Raw genomic sequence first — 18,926 nt, forward strand, 5'->3', positions numbered from 1 at the left:
AAGACAATATTAATATTTATCTATGAGTTTAATATCTTCATAAATTCTTCGCCGGTTATTGTTTCTTTTTCATATAAGAATTTGGCGATTTCATGAAGTTTAGCCATATTTTCGGTTAGTATTTGTTTAGCTTTTTCATATTGTTCGTTTACGAGGGAAACGACTTTTTTATCGATTATCGTTGCTGTTTCATTTGAGCATGCAAGGGCTGTGTCTCCTCCCAAGTATGCATTGTTTTCAGTCTCCAATGCAACCATGCCGAACTCTTCGCTCATACCAAATCTGGTTATCATTGCTCTGGCAAGTTTAGTCGCCTGTTCTATATCATTTGCTGCTCCTGTTGTAATGGATTTGAATATAAGTTCCTCAGCGACTCTTCCGCCTGTGAATGTAGCGATTTTATTTTCTATTTCATCTTTGCTCATAAGGTTGTGTTCGCCTTCATCCACCTGAAGAGTATAGCCTAAAGCTCCAGAAGTTCTCGGGATTATTGTTATTTTTGTAACCGGTGCCGAGTCGGTTTGTTTAGCCGCAACAAGGGCATGACCTACTTCGTGATATGACACTATGAGCTTCTCTTTATCTGAAAGGACTTTATTTTTCTTTTGATATCCTGCAATGACCGTTTCTATACTTTCTTCCAAATCTGCCTGAGTTACTTCGCTTCTACCGTTTCTTACAGCGTGTAAAGCTGCTTCATTTATCATATTTGCGAGTTCCGCACCGCTTGCTCCGGCGGCTGTTCTTGCTATGATGGAAAAATCTACATCATTTGCAAGTTTTATTTCCTTAGCATGAACTTTTAATATTTCTTCTCTTCCTTTTAAATCAGGAAGTTCAACAGGTATCCTTCTGTCAAATCTTCCCGGTCTTAGAAGTGCCGGGTCCAGTGAATCCGGTCTGTTTGAAGCTGCAAGTATGATGACACCTTTGGAAGTATCAAATCCGTCCATCTCCGTAAGAAGCTGATTTAAGGTCTGCTCTCTTTCATCGTTGCCGCCTATATTAGCATTTCCTCTTTTTTTACCTATTGTATCGATTTCGTCTATAAATACTATACAAGGAGCTTTTTCATTTGCTTGTTTGAATAAATCTCTTACTTTTGCAGCTCCCATACCTACGAACATTTCGACGAATTCTGAACCTGAAATAGAGAAAAACGGTACATTTGCTTCCCCTGCAACTGCTTTTGCAAGAAGTGTTTTACCTGTTCCCGGAGGTCCTACAAGAAGTGCTCCTTTAGGTATCTTTGCTCCGATTTGCTGATATCTTCCCGGGTTATGTAAAAAGTCTACGATTTCCGTTAGTGCTTCTTTTGCTTCATCTTCGCCTGCAACATCTTTGAATTTTACTCCGTCTGTTGATTTGACATATACTTTTGCATTGCTTTTTCCAAACTGCATCGTATTCATGCCGCCTGCACCCATTCTTCCTGCCATTTTTTTACTTATAAAGCTGAAAAATACTGTTACAAGAATGATCGGTAATAAGAACCAGAAAATACTTGAGAAGATAGAATTCTTTTCTACTATTTCGCTTCCGAATTTAGCTCCGCTTTCCTGTAATCTGTTTACAAGTCCCGTGTCGTTTACTAATCCTGTCTTATAATATTTTTTAGGGTTAGATTTATCAGAAAAAACTATTTTGTTTGAAGTTATTTCTACTTGATCAATCTTTTTTTGTTCTGTCATGGTAAGAAAAGTGCTGTAATCCACTTCTTTTACCTGCTGGGAAGTCATCATAGGGATCACTATCGTATTTAAGAGTATTACTATAAGCAGTAGTACTGCGTATATACTAAGTGTTCTCTTCGTTCCGTTATCCATTTTGTTCATTTCATTCTCCTTTTATTTATATCCACTACTAATTATCAATCATAAATTATATATGACATTTTCACATATAACTTTAAGTAATCTTTCTAACTCTATAATCTCATCATTATTTAAAAATCTTTTGACATGTTCCTCCATTTCTTGTCTTTTAAAGTTTATTTTTTCTTCTATATCCAAAATCTTGTCTGTAAGTTTTATATTTCTTTTTCTTTTGTCCTCACTGCTTGTAGTGATAATAATAAGTCCTTTGCTTTTTAACCTTTTAAGTAATCCTATTACGGTAGGATGAGTTAAATGAAGGTGTTTTTCAATATCTTTTTGATATACTTTTTTATACTTATTTTCCATTAAAAAACATATTACTTCCATTTGGGAGTATGTAAGGTCCAATTCTTTTAATTCATTGTTTGCATAGGATATCATAGCGTCGTTTATTCTTTTAAAATAAAATTCGAGATTATCAACCGATGACATAATATCCTCCTAATATGTATTATGCTACATATTTTAATGTAGAAGTATGTTAAAGTCAATAATTCTAATCTAATTTTAATTGACAAATAATAATCAAATTATTATAATAATTTTTAGATTGTGATTACCACAAGAAGGGGTACACCACCGCGGGTGTAGTTTCTTCTTGTGGTATTTTTATTTTATAAATAATTATTAAATTAAGGAGGAGTTATGATTAAAGTAAACGGAAAAGGACTTGATTTAAAGGATATTACTTTAAAGGAATTACTTATAAGTCTTAAATATGATATTTCAAGAGTTGCAGTCGAACTGAACGAAGAAATAGTAAGTAAAAATGATTATGAAAAAGTGATAATAAAAGATAATGATAAGCTGGAAATAGTAAGTTTTGTCGGAGGAGGCTGAGATGGATATACCAACCAGAGAAGAAATCAATCAAATTATTGATATACGATTTAGTGAGGATGTTCACAATAAACTTAAGAAGGCTAAGGTAGGTGTCGCAGGACTTGGGGGGCTCGGTTCTAACATTGCTTCAATGCTTGCCAGAAGCGGTATAGGAAACTTACATATAGTAGATTTTGATAAAGTCGATCTGAGTAATTTGAACAGACAGAATTATTATATAAGTGACCTTGGGAGGTATAAAACTGAGGCAACGGCTAAAATATTAAAAAGTATAAATCCTTATTTAAATATAACTTATGAAACTATTAAAATAAATGAAAATAATGCAGCTGATGTTTTTAAAGATGTCGATATAGTCTGTGAGGCCTTTGATAAAGCAGAAAATAAAGCGATGCTTATAAATACTATTCTTGGAACATGTAAAGATAAAAAAATAATATCCGGAAGCGGTATGGCTGGGTATGGAAGTTCCAATAGTATAAAAACGATAAAAAGGATGAAAAATCTTTATGTATGCGGTGATGAAAAGAGTGACATTAATAGAGGTATGGGGCTGTTGTCCCCGAGGGTAAGCATTTGTGCGGGTCATCAGGCAAATATGGTCATAAGGCTTATTCTCGGTAACGATGAGGTCTGAACGGTAAGGGGCGCGGATTCTGCGTAAGCAGGCGTAGTGCCCCGTGATTATAGAAATCAATATAAAAGGAGATATAATATATGAATAAAGAAAATGATAAATTATTAATCGGCGGTAAGAAATTTAATTCTAGGTTTATACTGGGTTCGGGCAAATATGATTTGAATTTGATTGACGCAGCTATTAAATATGCAGGAGCCGAAATAATAACTCTGGCTCTCAGAAGAGCAAACACGGTAAAAGGTGAGAACATACTTGATTTTATTCCTAAGGGAGTTACCTTGCTTCCTAATACTTCCGGAGCAAGGAATGCAAAGGAAGCTGTTCGTATAGCTAAGTTATCCAGAGAACTGGGCTGCGGAGATTTTATAAAGATCGAAGTAATCCATGAGTCAAAATATCTTCTTCCGGATAATTATGAAACGATAAAAGCGACTGAAGAGCTTGCAAAAGATGGATTTACGGTAATGCCGTACATGTATCCCGATTTAAATGCAGCAAGAGATATGATAAATGCGGGAGCAGCTTGCGTAATGCCTCTTGCTTCTCCTATAGGCTCAAATAAAGGACTGTCAACTAAGGAATTTATAAGAGTTCTTATTAATGAAATTGATGTACCTGTAATCGTAGATGCAGGGCTTGGAAAACCAAGCGAAGCTTGTGAAGTGATGGAAATGGGAGCAGACGCGGTTATGGTAAATACGGCTGTAGCAACAGCAAAGGATATCCCTTTAATGGCAGGTGCTTTTAAAAATGCTATTGATGCAGGAAGAAAAGCTTATCTTGCAGGTCTTGGCAGGGTTATAGAAGACGGTGCGGTTTCATCTTCTCCTTTGACCGGATTTTTAAGAGATTAGGAGGTAAATAATGAAAAGTGTTGAAGAAATGAGAAAAGTAAACCATATGGAATATATGGAGGGAATGGAAGAAATATCTTCGGATATTATGAATAAGGTCATTAATGAAATAAATATTACTGATTTTGATACTTTTACAAAAGAAGATGTTATAAGAGCTTTAAACAGTGAAGAAAAGAGTGTTGAAGATTTTAAGGCATTACTTTCTCCTGCTGCTATACCTTATCTTGAAGATATGGCGAGACTTGCTACAAAAGAAACAAGAAAACATTTCGGTAATTCCATTTATTTGTTTACTCCTTTATATATATCTAATTATTGTGAAAATTACTGCATATACTGCGGATTTAATTGTTATAATAAGATAAAAAGAGCTAAACTTACATTTGAAGATATTAAAAAAGAAATGAAAGCTATTGCTAAGACAGGGATAGAAGAAATACTAATACTTACAGGGGAAAGCAGGAAAATGTCTGATGTGGAATATATAGGAAAGTCCTGTGAAATAGCAAAAAAGTACTTTAAAAACGTCGGAGTAGAGGTATATCCTATGAACTCAGATGAATATAGATATTTGCATGAACATGGAGCGGATTTTGTCACGGTTTTTCAGGAAACATATAATTCCGATAAGTATGAAACACTTCATTTAATGGGTCATAAAAGAATATTCCCATATAGATTTAATGCGCAGGAGAGAGCCTTGATAGGAGGAATGAGAGGCGTAGCTTTTGCTGCACTTTTAGGTCTTGACGATTTTAGAAAAGATGCTCTTGCAACAGGTCTTCATGCTTATTTACTTCAAAGGAAATATCCTCATGCCGAAATTTCTTTTTCATGTCCGAGACTTAGACCTATTATAAATAATGATAAAATAAATCCAAAAGATGTACACGAACCTCAGCTCCTACAAGTTATGTGTGCATATCGACTATTTATGCCTTTTGCGGGACTTACGATTTCTACGAGAGAAAGAGAAGGTTTCAGGGATAATGTTATCGGAATGTGTGCTACAAAAATATCAGCAGGAGTTAGTACCGGGATTGGAAGTCATACGGAAGATATTGATGAAAAAGGTGACGACCAGTTTGAAATATGCGATGACAGAAGCCTTGAGGAAGTTTTGGGTGCAATAAAAGATAAGGGCTTACAACCGGTGATGAACGATTATGTGTATATACAGTAATATAATATGTATAACGAATAGGCACTTATGTGACATCCCATTCCTTCAAAGAATAGAAACTATAGCAAAAAAACACCCTAAATATATAGTGTTAAGGGAAAAGGATTTAAGCGTAGATGAATATAATAAGCTGGCAAAAGAAGTCATAAAGATATGTAAAAGAGAGAATATAGATTTGATATTACATAATTTCATAGATACTGCTATTGATCTTGAAGTAAAAAATATACATTTACCTTTACATATAGCAAAAGAAGAAAAGTCAAAGCTTAAATATTTTGATGTTATAGGAATATCGACACATAGTATCAAAGAAGCAATAGAAGCAGAAAATCTTGGTGCGACATATATAACTGCGGGACATGTCTTTGAAACGGACTGTAAAAAAGGACTTAAAGGCAGAGGACTTGATTTTATAAAGGATGTAGCAAATAATATCAATATTCCTGTTTACGGAATAGGGGGAATAAACAAGCATAATATTAATGATGTATTAAAAAGCGGTGCTGCGGGAGTATGTATTATGTCTGAATTTATGAAAGATAAAATATGATAAAAAGAACTTATAACTTAAGTTCTTTTTTATTTATAGATGTTTTGAAGTTGTTATATCAATAAATATATCGAGATATATACTTTTTTATATAACTATGATATAATTGAACACAGAATATAATGGTTACATTTTTGAATGTTAACATGTAAAATGCGTTTTTTTTATAACTAAAATTTTATTTTGATTTAAATATTACTAGTTAAAAATAAAATAATTAAATTCAAATGTATTATAAAACCTAAATAACATTTTGTTTATTGATTAAATAAGGGGGATATTTAAGAAGTGTTGAAACAAAAACTTGATTTAAAAAAGTTCAATTTAGGTTCATTGATGAGATGGTTTCGAGTAATTTGCATTATTTTGATCATATTTGATATATCTACTACCGTTGGGTTTTCTATTTCTACAATGAAAGAAAGTTCTTTAGATACCATTAAACGTACAGAAAGCAGGATAAGTGAATATATAAAATCAGTTTGGAATCTTGGTGATGCGATTGCAGCTGCTTCGACAACCAAGGATAGCTCTCTTTCCTTAAGACAAAGAGCACAGCTCCTTATACCATATGCCGATGCATATGATTTATTTATGCTTGGCATCACAAATGAAAAAGGTATTTTAGGGAGCACATTGGAACGTAAACAGATTACATCAACAGCTATGCTTAATGACGAAGGTTTAGGTGATTTGAGCAGTCGTCCCGCTTTTAAAGAAATGATGTCTACCGGCAAATCTATCCTTACGGATACATACTTAGCTGGTGCAGACGGGAAAACTCAAATTTACACTATTTGGATACCTTATTATAACGGTAAAAAAATTGCAGGAGCAATTACTGTATCAATAAAGTTTGATTTTATTGATAACATTATTAAGAGTAATTCTCTGCAGGATAATTATTATTTCACTCTTATAGACAGCAAAAATACAATAAGTTCAAATCCTGAAAGTGATATTGTTGGAAATACTTTAAAAGAAGCATATGGTAAAAGTAAATGGGTGAGTGTTTCTCTAGATGATTTAGATAAAAATTTAAATGACGGTAAATCCGGGGACTATTGGGGTTTTAATAACGGAAGACTTGAGTATGTAGATTATATGCCAATAGAAGGCACTCCTTGGAAAATAGTGATGCGTACTGATTTCTTTGGCAGTTTCAATAATACTTTCTATTCTCTTGCCATTAAATTGGCAATATATTTATCATTGATTATTTTATTTTCACTTAGCAAAAACAGAGATATTTTTGCAAGGGAAAAAATGTTTAATATGATGACCGAAAATGTTGATGAAGTATTTTTAGCTTACAATTTAGATAAGAAAAAACTTGAATATGTCAGCAGTAATCTATCACATGTACTTGGTATAAATGCTGATGATTGGTTAAATGACGTAAATTTATCTTCTTCGATTCTCAGAATGCTAATTGATAATATGGAAATTGATGAAGAAAAAGGTACATATAATATTGAACGAGAAATTTTTAATCCTAAAACTAATGAAACTCATCCTTTCCGCTTACGTATATATAAGATAGAAGAAGACGGTAGTAAATGGGCTTGTATGGTCTTAACAGATGAGAGTGAAGAACAAGAAAAGAAGAAAGTTTTGGAAGATGCTCTTATTACGGCTGAACGGGCAAATCGTGCAAAAAGTGAGTTTTTAACGAGTATGAGTCATGATATTCGTACTCCTATGAATGCTATAGTAGGAATGGTTACTATTGCACTGTCTAATTTAGATGACAAGAAAAAGGTTTCGGATTGTTTGAATAAAATATCTTTATCAAGTGAACGTTTAATGGAGTTGATTCAAGGCGTTCTTGATATGAGTCAAATAGAAAGCGGTAAATTGGAGTTACATTTAGATTGTTTTGATTTAAGTTCTTTATTAAAAGAAACATATGAGATGTTTAAGAGCTTGGCTCTTGAGAAAAATATTGATTTTAGATTGGATACAAAAAACATTCGTCATTCCTATGTTGAGGGTGATATGCTTCGAGTTAATCAAATACTTTTAAATTTAATCAATAATGCTCTAAAATTTACCCCTTCAGACGGATTTGTTCATATTGAGGCGGAGGAACAAACTTGTAATCAGGAAGATTATAATATATATAGGATTTCAGTAAAAGATAATGGTATCGGAATTGCTCCTGAATTTTTAGATAGATTATTTGATCCCTTTGAAAGGGCTGAACGTTCTACTGTAAGTAAGATAGAAGGATCCGGACTTGGGCTTTCTATTGTTAAACGCCTTGTAGATTTAATGGATGGAACTATAGATGTTATAAGTGAAGAAGGAAAGGGTAGCTCTTTTACTGTTTGTTTAAGGCTAAAATCAGCAAAGGAAAATAGTAATAAAGGTTTACATTTAAATAAAAACGCCATAGATAAGGAGTCATTTAATCAATTTAGGGTTTTACTGGTTGAAGATAATGAACTCAATATGGAAATAGCAAAGGAACTTTTGAGTATGGCAGATTTAAATATAGAAGAAGCTTGGGACGGCACACAAGCCATTGAAAAGTTTAAAAATTCTCCGGAAAACTATTATGATATGATCATTACAGATATCCAAATGCCTAATATGAACGGATACGAAGAAGCCAAATCTATTAGGGAACTTAATAGGTCTGACGCTTTAACTGTGCCTATAATAGCCATGACTGCCGATGCTTTTACTACTTCAAAAGAACGTGCTGAATCTGTCGGTATGAATGGATATATAACAAAACCTATAGAATTCAATAATTTGATAAATACATTAAAAGAATGGCTTAAATAGAAAATAGTAATTTTATATAGATTTAATATAAAATAATAAAAAAGAAACAAATCATTGTTTCTTTTTTATTACAGTTATTTTTAAAGCAATTATTGATTTTGATGTTTCGTAGCTATATAATTATATAAAAATCTGTAAAAGGGTGATAATATTGGGTGGTTTTATAAAAGATATCAAAAATTTCCCTCGAAATTACGTAGCCCAGCTTCCGACAATTTTTTTCTTTATAATTCTTTTTATATTAATTGTTTCGTTTTTCGGAGCCGGATACGCTATAATGGTGTCCGCATTTACAACGGTTTTTAAAGTTAAAAACAATAAAAACTTATCAATATATGAATTATTTAAGTTATTCGTTTTAGAAGCTTTACTATGTTTTCTTGGTATAATTGCTTCATATAATATATTTCTTTGTATATTTTTAAATATATTTGTGCTTTTTATTTTAGTTGTTTTACAGTCATCTCAATTTAATCCAAAAGGTGCCTTTGGATATGCGATGACTTTTGTTTTTGCACAGCTTAAACCTTTAGGTATTGCAAATTTTTCTTATGAATTTTTTGTTATGATAATATGTGATATATTTCTAATAATTTTCTTGTTGTTATGTTCTTTTTTTAATAAAAAAGAATATTCTCAAATAAAGAATTTACAGGAAGGTTTCTCTGTATTATCCAGTAAACTTCTTTCGATTAACAGCAGTGAATATAAAAAAGTCGGTGATGAACTTTTTAGTTACTCAACTTCTTATCAGCAAAGTGCTTACTTTAAGAAAAGTAGGGTAGGAAAGACTACAAATAAAGTTAAAATAGATTATATGATAGCTATTTTATTTCAAAGAAGCACATATCTTTGCTCTGATTTAAATAGCGGAAATTATATAGATAAATTTGAATGTATGTTATGTATGGACTCTTTATCGATATTTTTAAGTAATGTAAAAATTAAGATAGGAGAAGGTGATAATTCAGTTTTAATCTCAGAGGCTAAAAATCTGATTGAAACAGGTAAATTTAAAGATGAAAGAATAAAGACCTTTTATAACAGTTTTCTTTATATGATTATTTTGATTTTAAAGAACGTTACTATTGAAAATAGAGACAAAATAAAATATCCATTGACTTCTAATGTCAGTATATATTTAAAAAAGTTAAATAAAAAAATTAGCTATAAATCTTTTGAAGTAAGATATGCTGTAAGGCTCATATTTGTTATGACCTTAACATTAAGTATATGTAAAGTGTTTGATATAAGCCATCTATATTGGATACCTTTGAATGCATTGCTTCTCCTTCAGCCAAGTTATGAAGAATCAAATAAAAGAATGTTTACAAGACCGATCGGAACAGTGATCGGCTGTATCATCGTCTATTTTATATATCCTATTATTCCCGGTGTGATAGGAGTTTTTATGTTATCATTTATCATGCTTTCAATTATGTATTCTATGACTCCCGGAACTTGGTATCAGCCTATTTTTTCAACAGTTTATGCGCTTCCCATGGCTTCTTTGAGTATGAATAATACAACTGCAATAGGTATGAGATTATTGTATTTATTTTTTGCAATTTTCTTAGTTATGATAATAAATAGTCTTTTATTTCCAAGTAAAAAAGAATATCAATTTAAACTTAATTTTAATACATTGAAGGATATACAACTTATGGGCTGGGAGCTTATTTATAAAAGTTTGCTTGCACATATAGATAATAGTATATTTCAGGATTATCTAAATTATTTTCACATGATTTATAATAGTTCGGAGGATTATATAAAAAGTATAGAAGATAAAGAGAAGAATGAAAATTATATGAGTATACTTACTATTCACTGGAGAATGCTATCGGAACTGGAACAGATATTATGGATAATTCAAACTAAAAGTATAGAATATGATGATATGGAAAATTTATTTAGACTGGCTGATTATTTTACTCACTTTGATATAAATAAGTTACCTATATCAGATGATTTTATAAAAGAAAATTTTTTATTTAATGACGAGAATATTAAATACTTTACCAAAGTTTATATAAAAAATATAAATAGACTAAATACTATATACAAAACTGTAGATATATAAAAAAGAACTTAATGATAAGTTCTTTTTATTTTTCAACTAAATAATTTTTTTCTTTTAAAGCTTTTTCGACCAAATCTAAAATCTCTTCATTGTCGGCTTCTACTGTATGATAATGATAATTGGATGTAGTATTTTTAAGAGGTTTTGATTTTCCTTTGTTTATATTATACATAAAATTCATTACGTCTCTCCTTGATGCAACAGATAGATTAGCGCTGAGCCGTCCATAAACTTTATGTTTTACAAACACGTCTATGACTTTGGCACCCAGATCTACTATTGTATTAAGTTCATCAATGATTTCATCATCTCTGTGATATACTTTGAAAACCCTGCTGCATTTGTTATCCGATGTGAGTACATATCCTTTGTTTGTTGAGATTATGTCATTGTTCTGTGCTCTTAGCAGTGCGATATCCTGAACTATTACCTGTCTGCTTACACCCATTTTTTTTGCTAAAGTGGTTCCCGAGATAGGTTCTAAGTTATATCTTATTAAATTTAATATTTCTTTTCTTCTGCTTTCTGCATTCATATATTTTTCCCTTTATACTGCATGAAGATTTTTAAGTGATATATCCAAAATTTTTGCGGAATGAGTAAGTGCCCCGCTTGAGATATAGTCTACTCCTATGTCTGTAAGCTGTTTTATATTTTCTTTAGTTACATTTCCCGAGCATTCCGTCACTGCTTTGCCTTTACATAATTTAACGGCTTCGATCATATCTTCTTTGGTCATATTATCGAGCATGATTATATCTGCACCTGCATCTAATGCTTCCTTCAACATATTCAAGTTTTCCACTTCCACTTCTACTTTTCTAACAAAAGGAGCATATTCCTTAGCCATTTCAATAGCTTTTTTTACTCCGCCCGCAGCACCTATATGGTTATCTTTAAGTAAAATCCCGTCAGAAAGATTATATCTGTGATTATATCCTCCTCCAACTTTAACTGCGTATTTTTCAAATATCCTCATGTTAGGTGTTGTTTTTCTTGTGTCGAGAAGTTTTGTCTTGCTACCCTCTAATAGGCTTGCTACCTTACTTGTGTATGTTGCTATACCGCTCATTCTTTGGAGGTAATTAAGTGCGGTCCTTTCTCCCGATAAAAGTACCTTTATATCTCCTGTCACTTTTCCCATTAAATCTTTGTTCTTTACTTTATCTCCGTCTTTTACATAAAATTCTACTTTTGTATTTTCATCAAGAAGTTCAAAGGTCCTTTTAAATACTTCCAAACCTGCTATTATCCCGTCTTCTTTACATATTAAGTCAACCTCTCCCGTTTTACTTTCTCTCATTACTGCATTTGTGGTTATATCTTCACTGGTTATATCTTCTTCAATTGCCTGTAATATCAGTTTATCCATATTAAGCTTCATTGTGATTTGATTGTTCATACTCTTTCTTATTCCTTTCGATTTCGCCAAGTACGATTTTTCTATATGACTCTTGTAATTTGTTATAATCATTATAATTACTTAAATCGATGTTTAATTTTATATCTTCCGATTTTTTATTTTCTCTTGTTATATCCTTTGCCGCTCTTTTGGCGAATACCAAACTTTCTAGTAATGAATTGCTTGCAAGTCTGTTTTTACCGTGAACGCCGTTGCAGCTGGTTTCCCCGACGGCATATAAATTTTCCATCGAAGTCTTGGAATTGTAATCCACTTTTATCCCGCCCATAAAATAATGCTGGGAAGGTACTACAGGGATACACTCTTTTGTTACATCATATCCCTCTTTCAAGCAGTGTTCATAGATATTGGGAAAATGACTTTTAATATCTTTATTAGCTATTGGTTTCATGGAAAGCCACACATAAGGCATGTTATCTTTTTTCATCTGTTCCAATATTTTTTTTGTCAGTATATCTCTTGGGAGCAGTTCATCTGCAAATCTTTTCATATCCTTATTTAATAAAACCGCCCCTTCTCCTCTTACCGATTCGGAAATCAAAAATCTTCTGCCGGTCTTCTTTGAATATAAGGTAGTGGGATGGATTTGTATGTAGTCGATATTCTTTAGTTCTATGTTGTTATTTATTGCAATGGCTACTCCGTCTGCCGTTATATGAGGGAAATTCGTCGAGTTGTCGAAAAGTCCTCCTATACCACCGCATGCAAATATCGTGTAATCGGCTTTAATTGGAATTATAGAGCCTTTTTTATCTCTACCGATTATTCCATAGCATTTATTATTTTTATTTATTATATCGACCATGGTAAATTGCTCGATGATTTTTATATTATTCCTTTTTTTTGCTTCATTTAAAAGTTTAGAAGTGATTTCTTTACCTGTTATATCTTTATGAAAGAGTATCCTTGGAGAAGAATGAGCTCCTTCTCTTGTGTATACATATTTTCCGTTATCCTTTTTGAATTTGACATCATATTTTTCCAAATCTTCGATTATCTCTTTTGAAGAGTTTATCATTATTTCTACAGACTTTTTGTCATTCTCATAATGTCCGGCTTTTAGGGTGTCATCAAAATAATTTTTATAATCGTCTTTATTTTTAAGAACACATATTCCGCCTTGAGCTAAAAATGAGTCGCTGTTTTCAGCCTTATCTTTTGTTATAATTATTATATTTTTGTCTAATGGCAGATTTAATGCAGAAAATAATCCCGCGGCACCTGTTCCGACGATTATAATATCAGTTTTCAGTTCCATTTTTTTATCCTTAATTTATTTTCCTAACTCAAGCATTTTTTTAAGTGGTTTATATGCCTTTTTTCTAAGTTCTTCATCAAGCTCTACTTTTGATTCGTTGTTTGTCAGAGTGTTTAAAACTTTTTCAAGTGTTATCTTTTTCATGTCGGGACAGCATTGTCCGCAGCCTAAATTATAAAATTTCTTGTTAGGATTTTTGTTTTTAAGTTCATATAGAACGCCAAGCTCGGTTACGATTATGAATTCATCTTTATCGCTTTTTGTTGCATAGTCTATTATCCCCGCAGTGCTTCCTATGTAATCAGCAATCTCGAGTACATCTTCAGTACATTCCGGATGTATGAGAACCTCTGCATTTGGATAAGTTTCTTTTGTTTTAATTAAATTATCTTTTGTCATTTCCTTATGTATAGGACAGTATCCGTCGTTAAATATAAAATTCTTTTCAGGAACTTTTTTTGCTACATATCTTCCCAAATTTTCATCTGGTATAAAGAAAATATTTTTATTTGGTAAATTTTTAACTATTTTTAGGGCGTTTGAAGAAGTCACACATACATCACTGTGTGATTTAAGAGCCGCACTTGAATTTACATAACAAACTACAGCTACATCTTCAGTTTCATTCTTTATTTGTTCTATCTTTTCTATAGTAGCCATATGTGCCATAGGGCAGTCTGCTGTTTCATCGGGTATCAAAACTGTTTTTTCGGGGTTAAGTATTTTTGCGCTTTCTCCCATAAAAGAAACTCCGCAGAATACTATAGTTTTTTCTTTTACCTTTGTAGCGATCCTCGCTAAGTAGAAAGAGTCTCCCACATAATCAGCAACTTCCTGGACTTCATCTTCCACATAATAATGAGCAAGTATTACTGCGTCCTTTTCTTTTTTTAGTATTTCTATTTTATTTGCTAAATCGTTCATATCCATCTCCTTAAAGAATTTGCAATCAATTATACCACTAAAGTTAACATCTGACAAGACAGGTGTAAAAAATAGTGAAAATAAATAATTTTTATTTGATAGCAAAATACTTTATTTTTAGATAAAAGGATTATTTTATAATTACTTCGTGTTATATCTTTAAAAAATCTTTGAATAATGTATAATATAGTAATAATTATGGAGGTTTGTTATGTTTTGGGATTCTTTTGTTGATGCTTTTATGGACAGCATAAAAATATTTCCATTTTTACTTATAACATATATAGTTCTTGAATATATCGAACATAAAACAAGCGATAAGCTTGTACATATAATCGAACACGCGGGAATACTGGGACCTATACTCGGAGGAATTTTTGGAATAGTGCCTCAGTGCGGATTTTCTACTGCTGCTGCGAATTTTTATGCAGGAAGAATTGTTACGCTGGGGACTTTGATTTCCATATTTTTATCTACTTCCGACGAAATGCTTCCCATAATGATCTCCAATAATGCACCAATATCAATGATACTTAAAGTCCTCTTATTAAAGATGTTTATTGGTATAATCTTTGGTATCGTTTTGGATTTGATTTTTAGAAAGCGTTCCTTAAATGGAAAAATGCATATGGGAGAAACCGATAATCATATGCATGATGACTGCAGTGAAAGCGAAAGTTTTATTATGTCGGCTATAAAACATACATTAAATATTTTTGTGTTTATATTTATAATTTCATTTGTATTAAATATAATCATTGCTTTTATAGGAGAGGATAACTTATCTAATTTCATATTCAATACTCCAATTATTGGCTCACTTTTTGCAGGACTGGTTGGACTTATACCAAACTGTGCTGCTTCTGTAGTGATAACAGACTTGTATTTAAAAGGAGCGATATGTTTTGGTGCAATGATGTCAGGACTGTTATCTAGTGCCGGGGTAGGGCTCCTTGTTTTATTTAAAGTTAATAAGGATAAATTGGAAAACATAAAAATAGTTTCCATTCTTTATTTTATAAGTATCTTTTGTGGTATAGCACTGGAGATTTTAGGGGTTAAATAGTAAAATATTTAATAATTTAATACAAAATATCATTTATATGATATAATAAATTAAAAATATAAAGGGGAAATTAAAATGAAAAAAATACATAAAATTTTGCTTATGTTTTTATTTGTTTTAACATTTTTTTTAGTTATGCCTTCAAGTGTATTTTGTCATTCTACCGGAGATACCGTTCATTTTTATAATTTAACAATCGGTAGATATGATGAAGACGGGAATATAAATTTTATTAGGCAAAAAACTGCAAATTATAATGGTAAATCTCTTGCTTCTCTTGTTAAAAATAATTCCAAGAAAACAATTATATTACCTAAAGGAACGTTGAATATAGATTGTGCTCTTGAAATAGGAGATAATACCACTATTATTGCGGAGGGGACTACAGTATATATGACCAATCCCAATAAATTGATTGTAAATAATAAAGTAGATAAGACCGGATATGCATCAACAAAAAATGTAACTATTAAAGGCGGAACATGGAAAATTAAAGATAACAAAAAAGCAAAGAGAAGTACATCCACTTTTAGGTTTGCACATGCTTCAAACATTAAACTTATAGGATGTAAAATAGATACTAATTATAGAAGTCATGCAATTGAACTTATTGCGTGTAAAAATGTAACAGTTGATAAATGTACTCTTTTGGCTTATGGAAAACAAAAGAAAAATTCTCTTGAAGAGGCTTTGCAAATTGATTTAGCCACAAAAGCCACTGCACCGAGCGTTGCAAAAAGAGGCTCTAAGTATGTAAAGGGACAGACTTGTTATAATATAATTGTTAAAAATTCTACAATAAGAGGATCAAGAGGTATTTGTGCGAATAAAACAACAACTCAAAGAAATAAATATATAAAAAAATATCATAGGAAAATCACTTTATCAAATAATAGAATAATTGGTACGACTTCAGAGGCAGTTGCTCTTCATAATACTGCCGGAATGAAGGTAGAGAATAATACTATTACATCAAAAGGTAAGAGAACGAACTCTGTATATTCCATTGGTTTAAACATTGCTAGCTTCGGTAAAAATAACATAACAAGGAAATATACAAACGTAATTAAAAATAATACAATAAAAGGTGGTCGTCAAGCTTTACTTATTTATTCTTATAAAGGAAATAAATATGGTAAGACTACAATTATGAATAATAAGTTATATGCAAAAAAAGGTAAGAAAAATGCCAAGAAAATAAAAGGCTGCACTAAGATTGTTCAAAAAGGCAATAGATTATATAAATGGAGATAATTTAATATTAATTAAGACATCTTATTATAGGGTGTCTTTTTTTGCGTTTTATTAAGCATAATGTTATAATGAAATATAATTTAAAGAGGGCATTGATCAATGAAAGAGTTAAATAATAATGAAGAAACTTTATTAGAAGAAATAATTAATATTCAAAATGATGCTAATAAAACTACATTTGGATATTTTAAAGAAAAGATAGACAATAACAAAGATATAATTTATACTCTAAAATCTTTGGAAGATAACGGACTTATAAAAATAGACAATATGGAAGATTATCCAATAAATATTGAATTGACTGATTTAGGTAAAAATTATTTTACAGATAAAGATATTTATATTAAAAAAGCTAAGTTAGATAAAAGAAAAATTAAGAACAAAACTATTTCTCTATGTTTTATAAGTTTAATTTTCGGGATTATTATAGGGATTTTAATGTATCATTTCTTTATTATATAATTAATATTATATTGTAATAGTAAGTATTTATTACATATATTTTAATATATGGCTTGTAATATTTGTTTGACGGGAATATTATTTGAATTTGTATTTTAATAAAGTAATTAGTTTATTATATTTTATTACACGATTTCCCGGGAAATGATAAATTTAGACTTTATACTAAACTTGAAAAGAATTTTCTATTTGACAAAAAATAAATTAAATGCTAATATTTTAATACAATTAAAAAAGCAGGGGAGCTTACGCGTAGGCTGAGAAAAAATACGAACGAATTTTGACCCTATAACCTCGTATGGATAATGCCATGATATGTAAGCGAAATAATATGTTAGTTCTAAAGCTTATCCAGAGGATAAGCTTTTTTATTTGAAAAAATTAAGGAGAACTGATATGAATTATACGACACAGATGAATGCTGCCAGAAAAGGTATTGTTACAAAAGAAATGGAAATAGTTGCTAATAAGGAAAATATGGAAATAAGTAAACTAATGAAACTTATGTCCGAAGGAAAGATAATCATTCCTTGTAATAAGCTTCATAAAAATATTGAGCCTAACGGTCTCGGTTCGATGTTAAAAACAAAAATAAATGTGAACCTTGGTGTGTCCAGAGACTTTAAAGATATGGATATGGAAATAGAAAAAGTTAATAATGCAGTAAAAATGGGTGCAGAGTCAATAATGGATTTATCTTCTTATGGAGATACGAGAAAATTTAGGAAACGTCTTACAAGTGAATGTCCCGCCATGATAGGTACCGTTCCGATTTATGATGCGGTAGTGTATTATCATAAAGCGCTTATGAAGATAACAGCAAAAGAATGGCTGGATATTGTAAAAATGCATGCTGAAGACGGCGTTGACTTTATGACTATTCACTGCGGGATTAATAAAGAAACTGTAAAAAAATTCAAGAAAAATAAAAGACTTACAAATATAGTTTCACGAGGAGGTTCTATTATTTTTGCATGGATGGAGATGACTGGAGAAGAAAATCCTTTTTATGAATATTATGATGAAATACTTGATATTTGTAATAAATATGATATAACAATGAGTTTAGGTGACGCTTGTCGTCCGGGTTCTATTGCTGATGGTACGGATGCTTCCCAAATCGAAGAATTGATCACTTTGGGAGAGCTTACAAAAAGAGCATGGGAAAAAGACGTGCAGGTAATGATTGAAGGTCCCGGACATATGCCTATAAACCAAATTGCAGCTAATATGGAAATTCAAAAAACGCTATGCTACGGTGCTCCTTTTTATGTGCTCGGTCCAATAGTTACGGATATTGCTCCGGGATATGATCATATAACTTCAGCTATCGGAGGAGCAATTGCTGCAACTCACGGTGCGTCTTTCCTTTGTTATGTTACTCCTGCAGAGCATTTAAGGCTTCCTAACTTAGATGATGTAAAAGAAGGTATTATAGCGACTAAAATTGCCGCACATGCTGCGGATATTGCAAAGGGTATAGATGGAGCATGTAACTGGGATAATAAAATGAGTTTGGCAAGGAAAGAGCTTGACTGGAAAAAGATGTTTGAACTTTGTATCGATCCCGAGAAAGCAAGAAGATACAGAGAAGAAGCAAAACCTGAAAAAGAAGATACGTGCTCAATGTGTGGTAATTTCTGTGCAGTAAAAAACACCAATAGAATTTTAGATGGGGAAATAGTTAGTATTTTTGATGAATAAAACTCC

17 protein-coding genes are annotated in these 18,926 nt (G+C 31.4%); 11 read left to right on the top strand and 6 right to left on the bottom strand.

Annotated elements, in window-relative coordinates; all coding sequences use genetic code 11:
• Window positions 1-20: 20 nt before the first annotated feature.
• A complete protein-coding gene (gene ftsH, locus NSA01_RS01135) occupies window positions 21-1,835 on the bottom strand; it encodes an ATP-dependent zinc metalloprotease FtsH (RefSeq protein WP_257479683.1) in 1,815 nt (604 codons plus the stop codon).
• Between the two features lie 39 nt (window positions 1,836-1,874).
• A complete protein-coding gene (locus NSA01_RS01140) occupies window positions 1,875-2,309 on the bottom strand; it encodes a MarR family winged helix-turn-helix transcriptional regulator (RefSeq protein WP_257479684.1) in 435 nt (144 codons plus the stop codon).
• A gap of 213 nt (window positions 2,310-2,522) precedes the next feature.
• On the opposite strand from NSA01_RS01140, the gene thiS reads away from it, so the two are divergent.
• The 7 genes from thiS to NSA01_RS01175 all read left to right on the top strand — a co-directional run bounded on the left by thiS (window position 2,523) and on the right by NSA01_RS01175 (window position 10,829).
• Complete coding sequence (thiS, locus tag NSA01_RS01145; RefSeq protein ID WP_257479685.1) at window positions 2,523-2,717, top strand: sulfur carrier protein ThiS; 195 nt, start codon at window positions 2,523-2,525, stop codon at window positions 2,715-2,717.
• A 1-nt stretch (window position 2,718) separates the two neighbouring features.
• Window positions 2,719-3,357: a sulfur carrier protein ThiS adenylyltransferase ThiF gene (gene thiF / locus NSA01_RS01150; protein WP_257479686.1), complete on the top strand. Its 639-nt coding sequence runs from the start codon at window positions 2,719-2,721 to the stop codon at window positions 3,355-3,357.
• 80 nt (window positions 3,358-3,437) lie between these two features.
• Window positions 3,438-4,214, top strand: coding sequence for a thiazole synthase (locus NSA01_RS01155; RefSeq protein WP_257479687.1), 777 nt, complete (start codon window positions 3,438-3,440; stop codon window positions 4,212-4,214).
• A gap of 10 nt (window positions 4,215-4,224) precedes the next feature.
• Complete coding sequence (thiH, locus tag NSA01_RS01160; protein ID WP_257479688.1) at window positions 4,225-5,400, top strand: 2-iminoacetate synthase ThiH; 1,176 nt, start codon at window positions 4,225-4,227, stop codon at window positions 5,398-5,400.
• Window positions 5,384-5,953, top strand: coding sequence for a thiamine phosphate synthase (locus NSA01_RS01165; protein ID WP_257479689.1), 570 nt, complete (start codon window positions 5,384-5,386; stop codon window positions 5,951-5,953). The genes thiH and NSA01_RS01165 overlap by 17 nt, the downstream gene beginning before the upstream one ends.
• A gap of 288 nt (window positions 5,954-6,241) precedes the next feature.
• Window positions 6,242-8,746 carry a hybrid sensor histidine kinase/response regulator gene (locus tag NSA01_RS01170; protein ID WP_257479690.1) on the top strand — a complete coding sequence of 835 codons (2,505 nt, stop codon included), beginning with the start codon at window positions 6,242-6,244 and terminating at the stop codon, window positions 8,744-8,746.
• A 151-nt stretch (window positions 8,747-8,897) separates the two neighbouring features.
• Window positions 8,898-10,829: an FUSC family protein gene (locus tag NSA01_RS01175; RefSeq protein WP_257479691.1), complete on the top strand. Its 1,932-nt coding sequence runs from the start codon at window positions 8,898-8,900 to the stop codon at window positions 10,827-10,829.
• A 25-nt stretch (window positions 10,830-10,854) separates the two neighbouring features.
• On the opposite strand, the gene NSA01_RS01180 is transcribed toward NSA01_RS01175, so the two are convergent.
• From NSA01_RS01180 to nadA, 4 genes are read right to left on the bottom strand one after another with little or no spacing between them, the layout of a single operon-like run.
• Window positions 10,855-11,364, bottom strand: coding sequence for a transcription repressor NadR (locus NSA01_RS01180; protein WP_257479692.1), 510 nt, complete (start codon window positions 11,362-11,364; stop codon window positions 10,855-10,857).
• Window positions 11,365-11,376: 12 nt separating this feature from the next.
• Window positions 11,377-12,231: a carboxylating nicotinate-nucleotide diphosphorylase gene (gene nadC, locus NSA01_RS01185; protein WP_257479693.1), complete on the bottom strand. Its 855-nt coding sequence runs from the start codon at window positions 12,229-12,231 to the stop codon at window positions 11,377-11,379.
• The gene (locus NSA01_RS01190; RefSeq protein WP_257479694.1) at window positions 12,203-13,510 is read right to left on the bottom strand and encodes an L-aspartate oxidase; all 1,308 of its coding nucleotides are present in this window, start codon (window positions 13,508-13,510) and stop codon (window positions 12,203-12,205) included. Before NSA01_RS01190 ends, nadC begins: the two co-directional genes overlap by 29 nt.
• 15 nt (window positions 13,511-13,525) lie before the next feature.
• Window positions 13,526-14,434, bottom strand: coding sequence for a quinolinate synthase NadA (gene nadA / locus NSA01_RS01195; RefSeq protein ID WP_257479695.1), 909 nt, complete (start codon window positions 14,432-14,434; stop codon window positions 13,526-13,528).
• A gap of 211 nt (window positions 14,435-14,645) precedes the next feature.
• On the opposite strand from nadA, the gene NSA01_RS01200 reads away from it, so the two are divergent.
• The 4 genes from NSA01_RS01200 (at window position 14,646) to thiC (ending at window position 18,920) form a co-directional block, all read left to right on the top strand.
• Entirely contained in the window at window positions 14,646-15,500 is an 855-nt protein-coding gene (locus NSA01_RS01200; RefSeq protein WP_257479696.1) for a putative manganese transporter, read from the top strand.
• Window positions 15,501-15,575: 75 nt separating this feature from the next.
• The gene (locus NSA01_RS01205; RefSeq protein ID WP_257479697.1) at window positions 15,576-16,754 is read left to right on the top strand and encodes a hypothetical protein; all 1,179 of its coding nucleotides are present in this window, start codon (window positions 15,576-15,578) and stop codon (window positions 16,752-16,754) included.
• 99 nt (window positions 16,755-16,853) lie between these two features.
• Window positions 16,854-17,216 (top strand): hypothetical protein, encoded by a 363-nt coding sequence (locus NSA01_RS01210; RefSeq protein WP_257479698.1) that lies wholly within the window; start codon window positions 16,854-16,856, stop codon window positions 17,214-17,216.
• A 396-nt stretch (window positions 17,217-17,612) separates the two neighbouring features.
• Window positions 17,613-18,920 carry a phosphomethylpyrimidine synthase ThiC gene (thiC, locus tag NSA01_RS01215; protein ID WP_257479699.1) on the top strand — a complete coding sequence of 436 codons (1,308 nt, stop codon included), beginning with the start codon at window positions 17,613-17,615 and terminating at the stop codon, window positions 18,918-18,920.
• Window positions 18,921-18,926: the final 6 nt, after the last annotated feature.

The organism is Anaerofustis stercorihominis (assembly GCF_024623185.1).
Taxonomy (GTDB): Bacteria; Bacillota; Clostridia; order Eubacteriales; family Anaerofustaceae; genus Anaerofustis.